Annotated in this window: 17 protein-coding genes; 6 read left to right on the top strand and 11 right to left on the bottom strand. The window is 67.2% G+C overall.

The window, feature by feature from the left end; genetic code table 11:
• Positions 1-30: 30 nt before the first annotated feature.
• Positions 31-855 carry a protein-disulfide reductase DsbD domain-containing protein gene (locus tag C7T96_RS10795; RefSeq protein WP_245414120.1) on the bottom strand — a complete coding sequence of 275 codons (825 nt, stop codon included), beginning with the start codon at positions 853-855 and terminating at the stop codon, positions 31-33.
• 153 nt (positions 856-1008) lie between these two features.
• Between C7T96_RS10795 and C7T96_RS10790 the strand changes: the two genes are divergently transcribed.
• The gene (locus tag C7T96_RS10790; protein WP_106571233.1) at positions 1009-1641 is read left to right on the top strand and encodes a YqgE/AlgH family protein; all 633 of its coding nucleotides are present in this window, start codon (positions 1009-1011) and stop codon (positions 1639-1641) included.
• Between the two features lie 8 nt (positions 1642-1649).
• On the opposite strand, the gene C7T96_RS10785 is transcribed toward C7T96_RS10790, so the two are convergent.
• The 4 genes from C7T96_RS10785 to thrC are packed head-to-tail and all read right to left on the bottom strand — an operon-like array spanning position 1650 to position 7875.
• On the bottom strand, positions 1650-4514 hold the full coding sequence (locus C7T96_RS10785) for an EAL domain-containing protein (protein WP_238719705.1): 2865 nt from the start codon (positions 4512-4514) through the stop codon (positions 1650-1652).
• A 28-nt stretch (positions 4515-4542) separates the two neighbouring features.
• Positions 4543-5154 (bottom strand): GNAT family protein, encoded by a 612-nt coding sequence (locus tag C7T96_RS10780; RefSeq protein ID WP_106571232.1) that lies wholly within the window; start codon positions 5152-5154, stop codon positions 4543-4545.
• Between the two features lie 6 nt (positions 5155-5160).
• A complete protein-coding gene (locus C7T96_RS10775) occupies positions 5161-6453 on the bottom strand; it encodes a pitrilysin family protein (RefSeq protein WP_106571231.1) in 1293 nt (430 codons plus the stop codon).
• A 24-nt stretch (positions 6454-6477) separates the two neighbouring features.
• A complete protein-coding gene (gene thrC, locus C7T96_RS10770) occupies positions 6478-7875 on the bottom strand; it encodes a threonine synthase (protein WP_106571230.1) in 1398 nt (465 codons plus the stop codon).
• Between the two features lie 139 nt (positions 7876-8014).
• On the opposite strand from thrC, the gene C7T96_RS10765 reads away from it, so the two are divergent.
• Positions 8015-8596 (top strand): hypothetical protein, encoded by a 582-nt coding sequence (locus tag C7T96_RS10765; RefSeq protein WP_106571229.1) that lies wholly within the window; start codon positions 8015-8017, stop codon positions 8594-8596.
• 106 nt (positions 8597-8702) lie between these two features.
• Here the strand turns inward: C7T96_RS10765 and C7T96_RS10760 are convergent, their stop codons facing one another.
• Positions 8703-9389: an HAD family phosphatase gene (locus C7T96_RS10760; RefSeq protein WP_106571228.1), complete on the bottom strand. Its 687-nt coding sequence runs from the start codon at positions 9387-9389 to the stop codon at positions 8703-8705.
• Positions 9390-9537: 148 nt separating this feature from the next.
• Between C7T96_RS10760 and C7T96_RS10755 the strand changes: the two genes are divergently transcribed.
• Positions 9538-10665 (top strand): site-specific DNA-methyltransferase, encoded by a 1128-nt coding sequence (locus C7T96_RS10755; RefSeq protein ID WP_106571227.1) that lies wholly within the window; start codon positions 9538-9540, stop codon positions 10663-10665.
• Between the two features lie 22 nt (positions 10666-10687).
• Here C7T96_RS10755 and C7T96_RS10750 read toward each other — a convergent pair whose 3' ends face one another.
• Both C7T96_RS10750 and mutY read right to left on the bottom strand, forming a co-directional pair.
• On the bottom strand, positions 10688-11299 hold the full coding sequence (locus tag C7T96_RS10750) for an HAD family phosphatase (RefSeq protein ID WP_106571226.1): 612 nt from the start codon (positions 11297-11299) through the stop codon (positions 10688-10690).
• Positions 11296-12411, bottom strand: a complete 1116-nt coding sequence (mutY, locus tag C7T96_RS10745) for an A/G-specific adenine glycosylase (RefSeq protein WP_106571225.1) — start codon at positions 12409-12411, stop codon at positions 11296-11298. Before mutY ends, C7T96_RS10750 begins: the two co-directional genes overlap by 4 nt.
• A 64-nt stretch (positions 12412-12475) precedes the next feature.
• Between mutY and C7T96_RS10740 the strand changes: the two genes are divergently transcribed.
• The 3 genes from C7T96_RS10740 to C7T96_RS10730 all read left to right on the top strand — a co-directional run bounded on the left by C7T96_RS10740 (position 12476) and on the right by C7T96_RS10730 (position 17329).
• Positions 12476-12973, top strand: a complete 498-nt coding sequence (locus C7T96_RS10740; protein ID WP_106571224.1) for a DciA family protein — start codon at positions 12476-12478, stop codon at positions 12971-12973.
• Between the two features lie 144 nt (positions 12974-13117).
• Positions 13118-13810: a DsbA family protein gene (locus C7T96_RS10735; RefSeq protein ID WP_106571223.1), complete on the top strand. Its 693-nt coding sequence runs from the start codon at positions 13118-13120 to the stop codon at positions 13808-13810.
• Positions 13811-13870: 60 nt separating this feature from the next.
• A complete protein-coding gene (locus C7T96_RS10730; RefSeq protein ID WP_106571222.1) occupies positions 13871-17329 on the top strand; it encodes a chromosome segregation SMC family protein in 3459 nt (1152 codons plus the stop codon).
• 43 nt (positions 17330-17372) lie between these two features.
• Here C7T96_RS10730 and C7T96_RS10725 read toward each other — a convergent pair whose 3' ends face one another.
• The 3 genes from C7T96_RS10725 to C7T96_RS10715 all read right to left on the bottom strand — a co-directional run bounded on the left by C7T96_RS10725 (position 17373) and on the right by C7T96_RS10715 (position 19560).
• Positions 17373-17717, bottom strand: a complete 345-nt coding sequence (locus C7T96_RS10725) for a VOC family protein (RefSeq protein ID WP_106571221.1) — start codon at positions 17715-17717, stop codon at positions 17373-17375.
• A gap of 93 nt (positions 17718-17810) precedes the next feature.
• Complete coding sequence (locus C7T96_RS10720) at positions 17811-18152, bottom strand: hypothetical protein (protein WP_106571220.1); 342 nt, start codon at positions 18150-18152, stop codon at positions 17811-17813.
• 91 nt (positions 18153-18243) lie between these two features.
• Complete coding sequence (locus C7T96_RS10715; protein WP_106571219.1) at positions 18244-19560, bottom strand: UDP-glucose/GDP-mannose dehydrogenase family protein; 1317 nt, start codon at positions 19558-19560, stop codon at positions 18244-18246.
• Positions 19561-19626: the final 66 nt, after the last annotated feature.

The following is a 19626-nucleotide window of genomic DNA, read 5'->3' as shown; positions in this document are numbered from 1 at the left end:
GCGTGGCGGTCATGTCCAGCGCCGAATTGATCAGGGCAGGTTGATTTCGCCCGCGACCGCGCCGATCCGCGTCACCAGCGTATAGGCGGCGGTCAGCGGTGCCGCGCCGGTCTGCGGACCCTGGAGGACCGGCACGCGGAACACTGTACGGCCAGGTGCGGGCGCGCCCGTCTCGGCCCTGTCGATCCGGGGCGCGCCGAACAGGTAACCCTGTGCGCCGGCGACGAACAAAGCGGCCTCGCCGCTGTCGAGCGGGGTGGTCGCTTCCACGATCAGCACCGCGTCGTCCAGGCGGGCGGCCGTGACGCCGAAACCGTCGCCGGCGGGGGCGGGCAGGGCCGCGAACGCCGCCTCGACGGCGGCCTTGTCGGCGGGCGCGTCGGGCGCGCTGCCCGGTTCGACGCTTAGCCTGGCCTGAACGGGAATGCAGACATCCCGGCACACGCCGAGAAAGATGTCGGCCTCGATCAGCGCATAGCGGTCGGGCGCCCCGACCGTGAAAACCACAGGAAACCGGACCGGGACGTCGTAGCCGGCCCAGGCGCCGTAGCTGTCCTCGTGCCATTGCGGCGCCGGATAGCCGAGCCGCGCGCTCTCCACGTTGAGGCTGCCGTCAAGGGTGATCTGCGGCGGCACGCCCGAGGCGCCGGGGTCGCGCCAATAGGTTTTCCAGCCCGGTTCGAGATCGACTTCAAGCGCCCCGCGCAACACGCCGTCGTCGTCGGCGAGCCCGGTCGTCAGCAGGCGGATCGTGGCGCCGTCGGTTCGAAACGTCTCGCTCGACGCGGCCCGCGCGCGATCGGCGACCGGGACGGCCAGGACGAGCAACAGCGCGGCGGACATGATCGGTTTCAAGCGGTTCCTCCCATCGTCCCATCAGTGTCGCCAATCGGCCCGGACTTCAATCCGCACGCCGATCATCTGCCGTCATTTCTGCGTGAAGGCGGGCGATGGCGCCGGATTTCAAACCGTCTTTCAAGAATTGCGGAAACGCGATAGGCTTTGAATATGGATTTGTTGCGCCAGAAGGGAAAATCGAGCACGCCGCCCGGCAATGCCGGCGGGGCGGGCGGTTTTCTCGACGATCATTTCCTGATCGCCATGCCGGGCATGGTGGATGACCGTTTCGCGCGCGCCGTCATCTATGTCTGCGCCCACAGCGAAGAAGGCGCGATGGGGCTGATCATCAACCAGTCCCAGTCGCTGCGCTTCGCGGACCTGCTCGTTCAGCTCGGCATCGTCGACGAAAAGCAGGCGATCCGCCTCGCTCCCTCCGCGCGCGACCTTTTGGTGCGCAATGGCGGCCCGGTCGATCGCAGTCGCGGTTTCGTTCTCCACTCCGACGACTACGTGGTCGAATCCTCGCTCCCGGTGTCCGACGAGGTCTGCCTGACCGCCACCGTCGATATCCTGCGCGCCATCTCCGAAGGCGAAGGCCCGCGCCACGCCATCATGGCGCTCGGTTATGCGGGATGGGGGGCCGGCCAGCTCGAGCAGGAGATCGTCGACAATGGCTGGTTGACCTGTCCGGTCGACATAGAGCTTCTGTTCGATGGCGACATCGAGCGCAAATATGACCGCGTCCTCGCCTCGCTCGGTATCGACGTCGCCCATTTGAGCAATTTTTCCGGTCACGCCTGAGTTTCCGGTCATGCCTGAGTAAGCGGGAACTGCTCCTTCAAAAGCTTCAGCGCCGCGTCGGCCGTCAGCGGCGCGCCGAACAGGAAGCTTTGAACGAATTCGCATCCCATCTGCCTGAGCTGCAGCGCGTCGGCCTCGCTGGAAACGCCCTCGGCCACGACCGACAGGCCGAGCTCGTGCGCCATGTCGACCATGGAGCTCAACAGCACCGCCTTTTTCGGACTGGTGTCGTCGACGAAGCTCTTGTCGATCTTGATGGTGTCGAAAGGCAGGCGGGTCAGATAGGACAGCGACGAGTAGCCGGTGCCGAAATCGTCCAGAGACAGGCCGATGCCCAGCTTGCGCAGCTTGTCGAGCACGTGCGTGCTCTGCTCGGGATTGTCCATGATCAGCGATTCGGTCAGTTCGAGACGGAAATAGATCGGTTTGAGATTGGCCCTGGCCAGCACCGAGCGCACGTCGGTGACGAGATCCTGCCGGATGAGCTGCCGGCTCGACAGGTTGACCGACACCGACAGCGGCGAGTTGCCGATCTGTTTTTGCCACGACGCCAGATCTTCGGCCGCGCGCTGCATGGCGAAAAGGCCGAGCTGCACGATCAGATTGCAGTTCTCCGCGACCGGGATGAATTCGCCCGGCAGGATCATGCCCCGGCGCGGATGATCCCAGCGCATCAGCGCCTCGAAGCCGGCGACCGAATTGTCCTCCAGCCTAACGATAGGCTGGTAGACAAGGCTGAGCTCGCCGCGATCGAGCGCACGGCGCAGATCCGATTCGATCTGCAGGCGATCGGCGCCGTAGGAGCGGAAGGCGGGGCGGAAGGGCTCGATCCGGTCGCCGCCGAAGCGTTTGGCCTGCTGCATGGCGAGTTCGGCGTCCTTGACCATGTCCTCGGCGGTGGCGGAGGGCGACGTCCATGAAATCAGGCCGATCGATCCGGTCAGCACGATCTCGCGTTTGGCAAAGCTGATCGGCGCCCGGATCGCCTGGCGCAACGCGTCGGCGAAGGCCGCGATCCGCGCCGGGTCCTGTTCGGAAAGCAGCATCAGCGCAAACTGGTCGCCGGTGAACCGCGACAGCGCGTCCTGCGGCTTGATCAGCCGGTGCAGCCGGCGTGCCAGCGTCAGGAGCATGGTGTCGCCGGCCGACATGCCGAGCCCGTCATTGACGTGCTTGAACCGGTCGATGTCGATGACGAAAACCGTCGGCCGGACCTTTTCCTCCGCGCGCGCGATGCTGACGACCGCGTCGAGCCGGTTGAGGAACAATTCGCGGTTTGGCAGGCCGGTCAGATTGTCGTGCACGGCGTCGTGCAACAGCCGCTCCTCGGCCTTTTTCTGCTTGGTGACGTCGATCAGCGTGCCGACGCAGCGAATCACCTCGCCGTCCGAGCCGACCACCGGCCGCGCCCGCATCAAAAACCAGTGATAATGCCCGTCGGCCGCCCGCAGCCGAAAACTCTGGCCGATGCGGCCGCGCCGGTGTTCCAGCACCATGTCGAGCGTGGTGCGGAAATGGTCGCGGTCGTCGGGATGCAGCACCGGCAGCCAGTTGCGGGCCGGGCCGTGCAGGCTGCCGCCGCTCAGGCCGAGCTGCTCGCTGATGTCGGGCCGGGTCACCACGCGGTCGCGCAGCACGTCCCAGTCCACCACCGTGTCGCCGGAGCCGGTGATGGCCAGCGCCTGGCGCTCCATGTCGCTGAACAGGCCTTGCTGCAGCGCGCCGCCGGAAAAGGCGTGCTGCATCACGGTGAAGCCGATCAGAAGCACGATCAGGATCAGGCCGCCGCCCAGCGCCGGCTGGACGATGTCGTTGTCGAGCAGGCCGGTGATGGCCAGCCACGAGCCGGCCATCCACACCAGCACCATCAGCCAGCTCGGCACCAGCATGATCGCGCGGTCATAGCCGCGCAGGCCCAGATAGACGACCAGAAGCAGGCCGATGACGGCGGTTGCGGCGAACGAGAGCCGCGCGATGCCGGCGGCCACGGCCGGATCGAAGAACACCGCGATGCCGGCGATCAGGCCGAGCCCGGATATCCAGGCGAGCGCGACATAGCTGAAATGGCCGTGCCAGCGGTTGAGGTTGAGATAGGCGAACAGGAACACGATCGAGCTTCCCGCCAGCGCGATTTCGGTCACCGAACGCCACAATTGCTCGCTGCCCGGCGATATTTCGATGACCTTGCTCAAGAACCCGAAATCCACGCAGATATAGGCAAGCGCCGCCCAGGCGAGAGCAGCCGTCGCCGGAAACATGGTCGTGCCCTTGACGACGAACAGGATGGTCAAAAACAGCGCCAGGAGCCCGGCGATGCCGATCACGATGCCGCGAAACAGCGTGTAGGAATTGACCGTGTCCTTGTAGGCTTCGGGATCCCACAGATAGACCTGCGGCACCTCGGGCGAGGCCAGCTCGGCGATGAAGGTGATCACCGAGCCGGGATTGAGGGTCACCAGGAAGACATCGGCGTCGGGGCTTGCCTGCCGGTCGAGCGCGAAGCCCTCGCTCGGCGTGATCGCGCCGATCCGGCTCGCGCCGAGATCGGGCCAGAACAGGCCGGAACCGACCAGACGGAAATGCGGGGCCACGATCAGCCGGTCGAGCTGCTGGTCGGTCGTGTTGGCGAGCGCGAACACGGCCCAGTCGCCGGACGAATTGCTCTCCTTGGCCTCGACCTCGATGCGCCGCACGATGCCGTCGATGCCGGGCGCGGTGGACACCTGGAAACTGGCGCCCTTGTTGCGGTGGAATTCCAGCGCGCCGGACAGGTCGAGCGCGATGTCGTCGCGCGATATTCTGATCGGTTCGATCGCGCCGGCCGGCACCGGCGCCCACAGCGCGGCCACAACCACCGCGACGAGCCCCAGCAGGAAATAGCGTATGTGGCGGTCGGTCGAATCAGGTGCCACCGGTCTTGCCCCGTATTTGCTGTGCCCGATAGTCGTCCACGATCAGGGCGTAAAGATAGTGGTCCTGCCACGTTCCGTTGATCTTCAGATAGGACCGCAACAGTCCTTCCCGCGTGAATCCGGCTTTTTCAAGTACACGCATGGACCGCGTGTTGCCGGGAATGCAAGCCGCCTCGATCCTGTGCAGGCCGAGTGTCTCGAAGCCGTAGCCGCTGGCCAGGCGCAGCGCCTCCAGCATGATGCCGCGTCCGGCGTGGCGCTCGCCCATCCAGTAGCCGATCTGCGCGGACTGGGCCACGCCGCGCCTGATATTGCCGATCGAGATGCCGCCGGCCATCTTGCCGGTGTCGTTGAGATAGATCAGGAAGGCGGTGCCGGTGCCGCGGTCGTGCTCTTCGCGATAGCGCCTGATCCGTGTGCGCCAGGCCGGCCGGCCGAGCTCGTCGCTGGCCCATTTCGGTTCCCACCGTTCCAGGAATTGGCGGCTGGTGCCGCGCAGTTCCGCCCACTCGGCATATTCCTGCCCGGTGGGAAATTTGAGCGTGATCCTTTCCCCTCTGGCGGACGGGTAGGCCCGGCTGAAGAACGGCAGGCCGGCCATTGCCGGCTAGCCGGCGACGACACGCATGGCCGATTGCCGGTCGGGCAGCAGGCCGACAATGTCCTCGAAGGCGGCCAGCGAACCGACGGGGCCGACCGCTGCCACGGTCGGGCGGGTGGAGAAAAGCCGCGCCGACAGGTCGGCCAGCCGCTCCACCGTGATCAGCGAAAGCCGCTCCATCAATTCGTCCATGGAGACCGGGCGGCCGAAAAGCAGCATCTGGCGCGCGATCTGCGAGGCGCGGCTGGCCGCGCTTTCGCTCGACATCTTCAACCCGGCCCGGTATTGCGCCCGCGCCCGGTCGAGCTCTTCCTGCTTGATGCGTTCGCCGGCCTTGCTCAATTCGTTCACGAGCACGGGAACCAGCGTCGCCATATCCTCCTTGCCGGTGGCGGCGTGGATGCCGAACACGCCGGTGTCCGAAAAGCCCCAATGGAAGGCATAGACCGAATAGCAAAGCCCGCGGCGCTCGCGCACCTCCTGGAACAGGCGCGACGACATGCCGCCGCCCAGGATCATGGAAAGCAGCTGGGAGGCATAGAAGTCCCGCACGTGGTAGGCGCGGCCCTCGAAGCCGAGCACGATCTGGGCGTCCATCAGGTCGCGGTGTTCGCGAAAGTCGCCGCCGACATAATGCGCCGTCGGCGGCGTGCCGGCCGGCGCCTTGGGCTGCAGGAGGCCGAGCCGCTTTTCGACCTCGCGGGCGAATTCGTCGTGGCGCACGGCGCCGGTGGCCACCACCACCATGCGGTCGGCGCCATATTGGCGCGCCATGAAATCGTGGATCTGCTTGGGCGTGAACGACTGCACCGTTTCGGGCGTGCCGAGAATGGTGCGTCCAAGCGTCTGGTGGCGAAAGGCGGTTTCGGAAAAATGGTCGAAAACCACGTCGTCGGGTGTGTCGTGGGCGGCGCCGATCTCCTGCAGGATGACATGCTGCTCGCGGCGCAATTCCTCCGGATCGAACCGGGAATCGGTCAGGATGTCGGCCAGGAGATCGATCGCGAGCGGCAGGTCGTCACGCAGCACGCGGGCGAAAAACGATGTCGTTTCCACGCTCGTGGCCGCGTTGATCTCGCCGCCCACATCCTCGATCTGGGAGGCGATGTCCCATGCCGAACGCGAGCCGGTGCCCTTGAAAGCCATGTGCTCGAGCAGATGGGCGATGCCGTGTTCGTTCTCATGCTCGTCGCGCGACCCGGACCGGACCCACACGCCGAGCGCGACGCTGTCGATATGGGGATGGGTTTCGGTGACGACCGTCAAACCGTTCGACAGACGGCTTACCTCAACTGCCATAAATGGCCTACTCCTTGTACTCCCTCAGCCGGCCGCGCGCGTATGCCTGCCGACATAATCCTCGACCGCCTCGGTTTCCGACGCCAGGATTTCGTAGTTTTCCTCATGATCCATAAGGCCCGCAAGGCGCGATGGCAAGGTCGGGTGCACCGCGGTCGCTTCCTTGACCGCATCGGGAAACTTCGCCGGGTGGGCGGTGGCGAGCACGATCATCGGGCTTGGTCCATCGTCGATTTGGCGCGCCACCCGCATCGCGGTCGCCGAGTGCGGATCGAGCAGATAACCGCTGTCGTCAAGCACCGTACGCATGGTGTCGGCGGTTTCGGCCATGGTCGAGCGTCCCGCCGAAAAATCGGCGCGCAACGTCTTGAGCGCCGCCGGCGCGATGGTGAAGGCGCCGGACTGCCTGAGCCCCTCCATCGCCGCGACCGTCGCCGGCGCGTCGCGCCCGCAGGCTTCGAAAAGCGCGCGTTCGAAATTGGACGAGACCTGGATGTCCATCGACGGCGAGGTTGTCGCCACCACGCCCTGCGTCTCGTAACGTCCCGACGCGAGCGCGCGCGCGAGGATGTCGTTGTCGTTGGTGGCGATCGCCAGCCTTTCGATCGGCAGACCCATCTTCTTGGCGGCGTAGCCGGCGAAAATATCGCCGAAATTGCCGGTCGGCACCGTAAACGACACCGCCCGCTCCGGCGCGCCGAGCGCGACGGCGGACGTGAAATAATACACGATCTGGGCCATGATCCGGCCCCAATTGATCGAATTGACGCCCGAAAGTCGGGTTTTTTCGCGAAAACCGTGATGATTGAACATGGCTTTGACGATCGCCTGGCAGTCGTCGAAATTGCCTTCGATCGCCAGGGCGTGGACATTGGCCGCCCGCGAGGTGGTCATCTGGCGCTGTTGCACCGGCGAGACCTTGTTGTGCGGAAACAGGATGAAGATGTCGGTCCGGTCGCGGCCGGCGAACGCCTCGATCGCCGCGCCGCCGGTGTCGCCCGAGGTCGCGCCGACGATCGTGGCGCGCTCGCCGCGCTCGGCCAGAACGTGATCCATCAGCCGCGCCAGCATCTGCATGGCGACGTCCTTGAAGGCCAGCGTCGGTCCGTGGAACAGTTCCAGCACGAATTCGCCCGGCGCGCTCTGCACGAGCGGGCACACGGCCGGGTGGTGGAACGTGGCATAGGCCTCGCGCGCGATCGCCGACACCGTGTCCTGGGCGATCTCGCCGTCGATGAACGGCGCCATGATCCGGCTTGCGACTTCGTCATAGGGCCGTCCGCGCAGGGCGCGCATGTCGGCCGGCGAGAGCTGCGGCCAGCTCTCGGGCAGGTAGAGCCCGCCGTCGCGCGCGAGCCCCGTCAGGAGCACGTCGGAAAAACCGAGGGTCGGGGCCGTTCCCCGGGTTGAGACATAGCGCATTTTACCCGTCCGTTCCTCATCTGCGGGCCGCGGCCGGCTGTCGGGGCCGCGGCGTCGTTGAAAAACCACAATCCATCGGTCGCATTTTCGGCGCGGCGTTGATATAGAACGGCGCCGTTGTCACAGGAAAGAGCGGTTGATGGTGTTGTTGGTGAACAAGCCGGGTTTTGTAAAGCGTGCGGCCGCCCTCGGGCTGCTGCTCGCCGTCGCGGGGTGTCAGTCGGGCGGCGGGCTGGACCTCGGCCTCGGTGGCGTCGGCAACAATGCCGCCACCAACGAGAACGAGAAGATTTCGGCCGACGAGTTGCGCGCCTATTGCCCGCGGGTGATCCTGCGCGCCGGTACGGCCTATTACAATACCTACCAAAAAGGTGCCGAGAACGATCCCGACAAGGTGGTCTACCAGGCCGCGATCACCGACGTGACGCGAAGCTGCAGCTACGGCTCGGGCATGCTGACCATGAACGTCGCCGCCGCCGGCAGGGTTGTGCCGGGGCCTGTGGCCAAGGACGGCCAGGTGTCGATGCCGATCCGCGTGGCGGTGGTGCAGGGCGACCAGGTGCTTTATTCTGAACTGCACAGATACGATGTCGCGCTGACCGCGAATCAGCCCGCGACCCAGTTCGTCTTCAACGATCCCAACGTGACCTTCCCCACGCCGAGCGCGCAGAACATCCAGGTCTTCGTCGGCTACGACGAGGGCCCGCCCAAGACGCGCTGAGGCACGCGGCCGCGCCCGCTAGCAGCCTGACACCAACCGGCCGACAGGCCGAGCGAGGCCGCGCCGGCGTTTACGCGCCGCGATCCACAGCGGCCCGGTGCGGGGGTCAGGGTGCTTCCGACCACTGCGACAAGGCGGCCAGGGTCGGCTGAAAATCGGACCAGCGGCCGATCACGGTCTCCGCGCCGGCCTCCGTCAGCACGTCGGCATGGCCGGGATAGCTGTGGCGCCCGCCGGTGAAGCCGATCACCCGCATGCCGGCCGCCTTCGCGCCGGCGATCCCATGCGCTGAATCCTCGATCACGAACGTGTTGGCCGGTTCGGCGCGCAGGCGTTCGGCGGCGAAGAGGAACACGTCCGGCGCCGGCTTGGGGCGCCGCTCGGGCGTCTGCTCGGCCGAGAAAACCGCATCGGCGAAGGCCGGCTTCAGCCCGGTCCTGGTCAGCATCATCTCCAGGCGCTGCGGCGAGGAATTGGAGCAGATGCAGCGCGGCGCGGTGGTCCTCAACACCGCTTCCAGTGCCCCGTCGACCGCTTCCACCTGGCGCGCGAGTGCCCGGTCGACGGCCTTCTCGGCGCGTTCCAGCAGGCTTGCCTGCAACGGAATGCGCGCCTCCTCCTCGATGCGCAGCAGGATGTCGCGGAAGGTGAGGCCGGCATAGCGTTCGCCCAGCTCGGCCGCGGTGATGGGAAAGCCCGCCTCGGTGATCAACTGCGCCTCCACCCGCGCGGCGATGATCTCGGAATCGACGAGAACCCCGTCGCAATCGAAAATTACCAGCTCGGGCTGCATGGATCGGCCTGTGTTTGGAGGGAGGGGAATGCCGGCCAGATATCGTATGTGCCGCGCCGGCGCAAATCGGCCGGGCGATACACTAAAAATTTACGCAACGCGGTAACCATAACGAGGCGTAAACAGTCCAAGTGTTGTGAGTATCGCCATGCCAGCCGTGCGTTCCGTCGCCGACCTGACCGCCTCCCGAACCGATTGGTGCGACACGATCCTGAAAGGCGATTGCGTCGCTGCGCTCGAGCGCCTGCCGGACCATTCGGTCGACGCGATTTTCGCCGACCCGCCCTACAATCTGCAGCTCGGCGGCGATCTGCACCGGCCCGACCAGTCCAAGGTCGACGCCGTCGACGATGCGTGGGACCAGTTCGACAGTTTCCAGGCCTACGACGCCTTCACCCGCGCCTGGCTGCTGGCCGCGCGCCGCGTGCTCAAGCCGACCGGCACCATCTGGGTCATCGGCTCCTATCACAACATTTTCCGCGTCGGCGCCAAGTTGCAGGATCTCGGCTACTGGATCCTCAACGACGTGGTGTGGCGCAAGACCAATCCGATGCCGAATTTCCGCGGCCGGCGCTTTCAGAACGCGCATGAAACCATGATCTGGGCCTCGCGCGACCAGAAGGCCAAGGGCTACACCTTCAACTACGAGGCGCTCAAGGCTTCGAACGACGACGTGCAGATGCGCACCGACTGGCTGTTTCCGATCTGCACCGGCGCCGAGCGGCTGAAGGGCGCCGACGGCGCGAAGGCGCATCCGACACAAAAGCCCGAAGCCCTTTTGGCGCGCGTGCTGATGGCCTCGACACGGCCCGGCGACGTGGTGCTCGATCCGTTCTTCGGCTCCGGCACCACCGGCGCGGTCGCCAAGAGGCTCGGCCGGCATTTTGTCGGCATCGAGCGCGAGCAGGCTTATATCGACGCCGCCACGGCGCGCATCGACGCGGTCGAGCCGCTCGACAATCCCGAACTCGCCATCCTGACGGGCAAGCGCGCCGAGCCGCGCATCGCCTTCGTCAGCCTGATCGAGGCGGGCCTGGTCGCGCCCGGCCTGGAACTCAGCGACGCCAAGCGCCGTTGGACCGCGCGGGTGCGCGCCGACGGCACCGTCGCCGTCGGCAACGAGGCCGGTTCCATCCACAAGATGGGCGCGCGCGTCCAGGGGCTCGACGCCTGCAACGGCTGGACCTTCTGGCATTTCGACAGAAAGGGCGCGCCGACGCCGCTCGACGCCCTGCGCCAGGACATGCGTCAGCGCATGGCCGTCGCCGCGGCCTGACCGCCCGCCGCGCCTCCGGCGCCTAGACGACGATGCCGTGGCGCGCCAGCGCGTCTTCCAGCATGGCCGGCGCGGTGAAGTGGATCGCCCGCCATCCGGCCTCGCGTGCGCCCTCGACGTTTGGTTCGCTGTCGTCGATGAAGATCGCGCCGGCGGGGTCGAGGCCGAAGGTTGCCGCGTGAAGCTCGTAGATGCGGCGGTCGGGCTTGATCATGCCGACCTCGCCCGACACCGTGACGCCGCGCGGGCGGTCCAGAAACGGAAATCTGCGGCGCGCCTCGACAAAGGTGTCGGCGGCGAAATTGGTCAGCATGGTGACGTCGTGGCCGCGCTCGATCAGTTCCAGCATCAGCGCGACGCTGTCGTCATAGGCGTGCGGCACCATCTCGTGCCAGTGGCGGCGAAAGGCGCGGATATTGTCTTCCTCATGCGGATGATCGTCGATCAACAGCGCCTCCGCCTCTTCCCAGCTTCGCCCGCGGTCCTGTTCCACGTTCCAGGCCGGCGTGCACACCGTGTCGAAGAAGCGCTGCCGCTCCCGCGCGTCCGGGATCAGGCGCGTGTAGGGGATTTCGGGATCGTAGTGGATCAGCACCTTGCCGATATCGAACACGATGTGGCGGATGTCGCTCATGGGCTCGCTCCGGGGGCGGGAGGTTTCCTGGTCGCGCCCGGTATCGCAGCCTCGATTGCCTTTTTCATGACAGTCGGCAGCGCTTCGCCGTGGACAAGATGCCGCGGCGACCACCAATGGCCGGCCGGGGCGTCGTCGTCGAAACGGGCGTGGTAGACCGAAAGCCGCAGTTCGAAATGGGTAAAGACGTGGCGGATTTCGCCCGCCGTCCGCCAGCCGGCGGCAAACGGCGCGGCCTCGAGGCCGCCGGCGCCGTCCGTCCGCGCCGACCAGGCGCTCGTCGGCACCTCGCTCATGCCGGCCAGCAGGCCGGTTTCGCCGCGCTTGCGCAACAGCAGCGCGCCGTCGGCGCGCTCGGCGACGAAGGCGGCGCCGGTGCGCACCGGCTTGGCCGCCTTTGCCGGCTTGACCGGATAGCGCTCGGCCTCGCCGGCGGCAAAGGCGGCGCAGTCCGCGCTGACGGGGCATAGCGCGCAGGCCGGCGCGCGCGGCGTGCAGATCGTGGCGCCGAGATCCATCATCGCCTGGGCGAAGTCGCCCGGCCGCTCGGCGGGCAGCCAGCGTTGCACGATCGCGGCGATGTCCTTCTTGACCGTGGCGACCGGCGCCTCGATCGCCGCGTGGCGGGTAACGACCCGCTCGACATTGCCGTCGACGACGGCGACCGGGATGTCGAAAGCGATCGCCGCGATCGCTGCGGAAGTATACGCGCCGATGCCGGGCAGGGCGCGGAGCGCGGCAACGTCGGCGGGAAAGGCGCCGTCATGGCGCGCCACCACCTCTTCGGCGCATTTTTTGAGGTTGCGCGCCCGCGAATAGTAGCCAAGCCCCGCCCAGGCCTTCATCACCGCCTCGCGCTCGGCCGCCGCCAGAGCCTCCACGTCGGGCCAGTCGCGCAAGAACCGTTCGTAATAGGGTTTGACCGCCGCGACCGTGGTTTGCTGCAGCATGATCTCCGACAGCCAGACCCGGTAGGGCGTCGCCCGCAATCCGTTTGCGCGCTCGCCGGGCGCCACCCGCCAGGGCAGCCGGCGATGGTGGCGATCGTACCAGGCCATCAGCCGGGCGGCGAAGTCCGTCCGGTTCGGTTCGGGCTTGGCGGGGGCTGTCATCGGCGGGCGGCTCGGCTATGATGGCGGTGGGCGGTTCGCGCCCCACCGATAAGGCAGGTCAGGCATGAAAGGAAAGGGATATCGGGGTGCGCCGGTCGCCGTCAGCGACCTGGCGACGCGCATTCTCGACCCGGTGATGAAAAAGCGCGCCGGCATGTCGGTGAGCCTGGTCCAGTCGTGGCCGGAGCTCGCCGGCACGCGGTTGGCCGCGTCCACCCGGCCGGAAAAGATCGCCTGGCCGCGGCGGCGCCATGAGGACGACCCGTTCGAGCCCGCGACCCTGATCGTCGCCTGCGAGGGCGCGGCCGCGCTGCACCTCCAGCACGAAACCGGCGAAATCGTCAGCCGTATCAACAGTTTTTTCGGCTTTGCCGCGATCGGCCGCATCCGCATCGTGCAAAAGCCGGTCGGCAACGACGCCGTGCGCCGGCGTCCTGCCCCGCGCGCCCTGAGCAAGGACGAAATCGGCCTGGTCGAAAACAGCGTCAGCAGCGTCAGCGATCCCGGGTTGCGCGCGGCGCTGGAACGGCTCGGCCGCAACGTCGTCGCCGCGCGCAAATGAAGGCGTGTCGGCGACGTTGGCGATTTCGTGAACGCGCCGCGACACTTTGCTCTGTGACTGGCGGTTGCAATGCCTTATTAAGCGCCAACTCTCGCTTTTTCATCGCCGACCGTAGCAAAATCCAGATATCGACAGGTGATTCGCATGACCCGTTTCGTTTCGCGTCGCAACGTCGTCGCTTCGCTGGCAACCCTGCCGGCAGCCGCTTTGCTGGCGGCGTGCAGCGATTCCAACGGCGCGAGCGCGCCTGAAACGCCCGAGACGCCGAAAGTGGCCGTGCCCGAGGCGCAGGGCTCGGTCGATATCGACAAGCTGATGGAACCGGGCGCCTTGCCCGAAAAATGGGTCGGCGACGAAGACGCTCCGGTCACGATCGTGGAATACGCGTCGACGACCTGCGGCCATTGCGGCAATTTCCACCGCAACACCTATCCCGCGCTCAAGGAGAAATATATCGATACCGGCAAGGCGCGGCTGGTCCTGCGGGAATTTCCGTTCGATCCGCGCGCGGAAGCCGGTTTCATGCTGGCGCGCTGCGCCGACGACAAATATTTCGCCATGGCCGATGTGCTGTTCAAGCAGCAGGATGCCTGGGTATCGGTGGAAAACGCCCGAGAAGCATTGCTGAAAATCGCCCGTCTGGCCGGTTTTTCACAGGAGTCCTTCGAGGCGTGCTTGACGGACCAGAAGCTTCTGGAGGATGTTAGGGCTGTCAAGGACCGCGGAGCGAAGGAATTCGGCGTCGACTCCACGCCGACCTTTTTCGTCAACGGCAAAAAATATGCGGGGGCCATGTCGATTGACGAGTTCTCGGCAATCATCGACAGCATGCTCTGACGCCAGGCAGCCAGCCCGGCGGGGCCTTCCTGCGGCCGCAGGGCGGGGGAGCCGCGCCTGATGCGCTTTTCCCGGCTTCGCGTCCTCGGCTTCAAATCCTTCGTCGAACCCAGCGAGTTCGTCATCGAAAGCGGCCTGACCGGCGTGGTCGGGCCGAACGGCTGCGGCAAGTCCAATCTCGTCGAGGCCCTGCGCTGGGTCATGGGCGAGAATTCCTACAAGAACATGCGCGCGTCCGGCATGGACGACGTCATCTTCTCCGGCTCCGGCACGCGTCCGGCCCGCAACACGGCCGAGGTGACGCTTTTCCTCGACAATGCCGACCGCTCCGCGCCGGCCGCCTATAACGACACCGACGAGCTCCAGGTGTCGCGGCGCATCGAGCGCGAGGCCGGGTCGGTCTATCGCATCAACGGCAAGGAGGTGCGCGCCAAGGACGTGCAACTCCTGTTCGCCGACCAGTCGACCGGCGCGCGCTCGCCCTCCATGGTCGGCCAGGGCCGTATCGGCGAGCTGATCCAGGCCAAGCCGCAGGCCCGGCGTGCGCTGCTGGAGGAGGCGGCCGGCATTTCCGGCCTGCATTCGCGCCGCCACGAGGCCGAGCTGCGCCTGCGCGCGGCCGAACAGAACCTCGAGCGGCTCGACGACGTCGTCGGCGAGCTGGAAAGCCAGATCGAGAGCCTCAAGCGTCAGGCGCGCCAGGCGGCCCGTTTCAAGAGCGTGTCGGCCGATATCCGCCAGGCCGAGGCGATCCTGCTGCATCTGCGCTGGTCGCAGGCCAAGCAGCAGGCGGGCGAGGCGCAATCGGCGCTCGCGGCGGCGACGTCGCTGGTCGGCGAGCGCGCCCAGGAGCAGATGAACGCCGCCAAGGAGCAGGCCGTCGCGGCGATGCGCCTGCCCGAACTGCGCGACGCCGAGGCCACCGCCGCCGCCGCGCTGCAGCGCCTGTCGATCGCCCGCACGCAGATCGACGAGGAGGCCGCGCGCCTGAAGACGCGCCAGGGCGAGCTCGACCGTCGCATCGCCCAGCTCGACGCCGATATCGAGCGCGAGGAGCGTCTCGTGCGCGACAATGCCGACACGCTGGCCCGGCTCGACGCGGAGGAAAAGACCCTGACCGCGGAGCAGGCCGGCTCCGCCGAACGCGAGCAGGCGGCGAAGGCGACATTCGAGGAAGCGTCGTTGCGGCTCGCCGCGAGCGAGGAGAAGCTGGCCGCGATCACCGCCGAACGGGCCGAGGCACTGGCGCAGCGCACCCAGTTCGAGCGCTCCGTGCGCGAGCACGCCGAGCGCCGCGACAGGTTCGAGCGCCAACTGGCCGAAAAACGCGGCGAAGCCGAAGCCGTGGCCGCCCGGCTTTCCGAATTGCCGGATCCGGCCGAAAAGCAGCGCAAGGTCGAACAGGCCGAGGCCAATGTCGCGGCGGCGGAGACCGCCACCACGGCCGCCGAAACCAAGGTTGCCGACGCGCGCGCGGCCGAGGCCGCGTTGCGGGCGCCGCTCGACGAGACGCGCGCCGAGCTGCAGCGCCTGGAAACCGAGGCGCGCACGCTGGCCAAGGTTCTCAATGCCGGCGACAGCGGGCTTTTTCCCGCCGCCCTCGAGCAGATCAGGGTCGAGCGCGGTTTCGAGACCGCGCTCGGCGCGGCGCTGGGCGAGGATCTCGATGTGCCGCTCGACCGCGCCGCACCGGTCCATTGGGGCGAGATGGATCCCGCCGACGGCGACCCGCGCCTGCCCGAGGGCGTGCGCCCGCTGGCCGAGATCGTGCGCGCGCCGCGCCAGTTGGCGCGCCGGCTCGCCCAGATCGGCCTGGTCGAGGCGGCCGACGGACCCAGGCTGCAAAAGGCGCTCGCGCCCGGCCAGCGTCTGGTCAGCCGCGACGGCGCTCTGTGGCGATGGGACGGGTTCACCGCCAGCGCCGACGCGCCGACGGCCGCCGCCCAGCGGCTGGCGCAGAAGAACCGGCTCGCCGAACTGGAACAGGAGGTTGCCGCCGCCGCCGCGCGTCTCAAGCAGGCTGAAACCGCCCAGCAGGAGGCCGACGCGCTGGTGCGTCAAACCGTGGAGATGGAAAAACAGGCCCGCGAGGCCTGGCGGCTTGCCCAGCGCGCGGCCGGCGAGGCGCGCGAGGAACTGGCCAGGGCCGAAAAGGCGGCCGGCGAATTGTCGACCCGCAGGGCGACGCTTGCCGAGGCGATCGCGCGGCTGGACGAGAGCGCGGCCGAGGAGGCAAGGCTTCTGGCCGAGGCGCAGGCCGCGCTCGACGGCGCGCCGGACCCCGGCGACATCCAGTCGCGTTTCGAGCGCCAGTCGACCCTGGTTGCGGAGGATCGTTCCGCCCTTGCGGACGCGCGCGCCCTCGATGACGGTCTGAAACGCGAAGCGGAGGCCAGGCAGAGGCGATTGACGGCGATCGCGCAGGAGCGCCAGGCCTGGATCGCGCGCGCCGACAATGCCGACCGCCAGAAGGCCGCCTTGATCGAACGGCGCGCCGAGGCCGGGCGCGAGCGCGCCGGGATCGAGGATGCGCCCGATGCGCTCGACGCGCGCCGGCGGGCGCTGTTGTCGGAACTGGGCCACGCCGAGACCCGCCGCAGCGAGGCCGCCGACGCGCTCGCCGTGGCCGAGACGCGCCAGACCGAGTTCGACAAGGCCGCCAATGCCGCCCTGCAGGCGCTGTCGGAAAGCCGCGAGGCGCGCGGCCGCGCCGAGGAGCGCCTGACGGCGGCGGAGGAGCGCCGACGCGACGCCGAAGCGCGTATCCAGGAGGCGCTGGGGATCGCGCCGCATCTGGTCTTTCGCCACACCGGGCTCGGTCCCGACGATCCGCTGCCCGAGATGGGCGATGTCGAACGGCGCATCGACCGCTTGAAGGGCGACCGCGAACGGCTCGGCGCGGTCAATCTGCGCGCCGAGGAGGAGCAGCGGGAACTGGCCGGGCGTCTGGAGACCATCGTCACCGAACGCGAGGACGTGATCGAGGCGATCAAGAAGCTGCGTCTGGCGATCCAGAGCCTGAACCGGGAGGGCCGCGAACGCCTGCTCGAGGCGTTCGACCGGGTCAACGCCCAGTTCCAGCGCCTGTTCACCCACCTGTTCGGCGGCGGCACGGCCGAGCTGCAACTGGTCGAATCCGACGATCCGCTGGAGGCGGGCCTGGAAATCCTCGCCCGCCCGCCGGGCAAGAAACCGCAGACCATGACCTTGCTGTCGGGCGGCGAGCAGGCGCTGACGGCGATGGCGCTGATCTTCGCCGTGTTCCTGACCAACCCGGCGCCGATCTGCGTGCTCGACGAGGTCGACGCGCCGCTCGACGATCACAATGTCGAGCGTTTCTGCAATTTGATGGACGAGATGGCGGCGAGCACCCATACCCGCTTCGTCATCATCACCCACAACCCGATCACCATGGCGCGCATGAACCGCCTGTTCGGCGTCACCATGGCCGAACAGGGCGTCAGCCAGCTCGTTTCGGTCGATCTACAGACCGCCGAACAGATTCGCGAGGCGAGCTGAGGCAAGCGTGACCGCCTGCCTGGCCTTGGCCGAACCGAACAGCCTAGTCGCCCCACACCGCCAGCTCGTTGCCAGCCGGATCGGCGAAATGGAACCGTCGGCCGCCGGGGAAGGAGAAGATCGGTCGCACGATCGTCGCGCCGGCGTCCTCGACCGCGGCCAGCGTTTCCTCCAGATTTTCCGAATAAAGCACCGGCAACGGTTTTGCCGCCTCATCCGGCTTGGTTGCCTCAAACCCGCCTTCCAGCCCCTCGTCGAAGGCGGAATAGGTCGGGCCGTAATCGGTAAAGGTCCAGCCGAACGCATTGCTGTAGAAGGCCTTGACCGCGTCGAGCGTCGCGCCGGGAGCCGACATTTCCAGATAATCGATCTTTCCGGTCTTTTTCATCGCGTGTCCTCGCTGATTGTTCTCTATTTGTTCTATTCGGTATCGGTGCTGCGGGCAAGGGCCGGCGCCCTTCTTGCGATTGTGCCTGCGGGACTATGCGCCGCGGCATTCGCGGCGGGTGATCGAGCGGTCCATCGCCTCGATGCGGCCGAGCGCCTTGCGGTGCTGTTTGGCGTTGCGGCCGCGCGCGTCGGGCACCAGCGTGCCGAAACCGGTCGGCAGCAAGGCCGGCCGTGCGCCGGGTTTTTCGCCCGGGTCGAGCGCATCCGGCTCGCCATGCTCGGCGGCGAGCGCGTCGCGTTCCGCCACCAGTCGATCACAGGGGATCTGGTCGAAATGAAGCGACGACACGATTTCGTCGTCGAGCCCGCCCGAAAGGCTGGTGCAGCCGGCAAGCGCGCCGGCGACCACGACAAGGCTCCATTTCGACAACATCGCCGCCTCTCGTTTGGTTTCGGACCAACCGTCATCTGTCGGTCCAATTCGGGCGGCATCATGTCCAGCGCCGTGCGCCGAAGGATGCCGCTCAGTCGATCCCGTTCGGACGCCCGAGGCTCGCATAGGCAAAACCGAGCCGTTCGACGTCCTTCGGGCGGTAGATGTTGCGCAGGTCGACCAGCACCGGCGTGGCCATGATCGCCTTCAGGCGCTCGAAGTCGAGCGAGCGGAACTCGTTCCATTCCGTGACGATCACGACGCAGTCCGCGTCGGCTGCGGCGTCATACGCGTTTTGGGCATAGTCGATCTGGGCGAAATAGGCGCGCGCGGCGTCCATGCCTTCGGGATCGTAGGCGGTGATGTGCGCGCCCTGGTCGAGCAGCGCCTGGATGATGGCGATCGAGGGCGCCTCGCGCATGTCGTCGGTATTGGGCTTGAAGGTCAGGCCGAAGATCGCGATGCGCTTGCCGCGCACCGCCCCGCCGCAGGCGGCGACGACCTTGCGCGCCATGGCCCGCTTGCGCTGGTCGTTGACGGCGACCGTCGTTTCCACCAGGCGCAGCGGCGTACCCAGGTCCTGCGCGGTCTTGACGAAGGCGAGCGTGTCCTTGGGAAAGCACGAGCCGCCGTAGCCCGGCCCGGCATTGAGGAATTTCGGACCGATGCGCTTGTCGAGACCGATGCCGCGGGCCACCTCCTGCACGTCCGCGCCCGCCTGTTCGCACAAATCCGCAACCTCGTTGATGAAGGTGATCTTGGTCGCCAGGAACGCGTTGGCGGCGTATTTGATCATTTCGGCCGTGCGCCGGCTGGTGAAGAGGATCGGCGCCTGGTTGAGATAGAGCGGTCTGTAGACCTCGGCCATGACGGTGCGGGCGCGCTCGTCCTGGGTGCCGATGACGATGCGGTCGGGGCGTTTGAAATCGTCGATCGCCGCGCCTTCGCGCAGGAATTCGGGATTCGACGCGACGGCGAAATCCGCCTCCGGATTGGCTTCGCCCATGATGCGCTCCACATCGTCGCCGGTGCCGAGCGGCACGGTCGATTTCGTCACCACCACGGTGAAGCCTCGGAGGGCGCCGGCGATCGAGCGTGCGGCCGCGTGGACGAACGACAGATCCGCATGGCCGTCGCCGCGCCGCGACGGCGTGCCGACGGCGATGAACACGACGTCGGCCTCGGCGACCGCCGGGGCGAGCTCGGTCGTGAAGAACAGCCTGTCGGCGGCGACATTGTCGGCAACCAGCCGGTCGAGGCCCGGCTCGTAGATCGGGATGCGCGCCGATTGCAGCGCGGCGACCTTTTGTTCGTCGACGTCGACGCAGGTCACGCGATGTCCGAAATCGGCCAGACACGCGCCGCTCACCAATCCGACATAGCCGGAACCGATCATGGCGATGTTCATGTGAACCCCGACGAATGGCGACCCATCCCACCGGAGGGCCGGAACGAACCCACGCGGTCTGCGCCG

The sequence above is a fragment of the Nitratireductor sp. StC3 genome, from assembly GCF_003015025.1.
GTDB classification, from domain to species: domain Bacteria; phylum Pseudomonadota; class Alphaproteobacteria; order Rhizobiales; family Rhizobiaceae; genus Mangrovimarina; species Mangrovimarina alexandrii.
The sequence above is the reverse complement of the archived record's forward strand: the minus strand, read 5'-3'. Positions and strand labels throughout refer to the sequence as shown.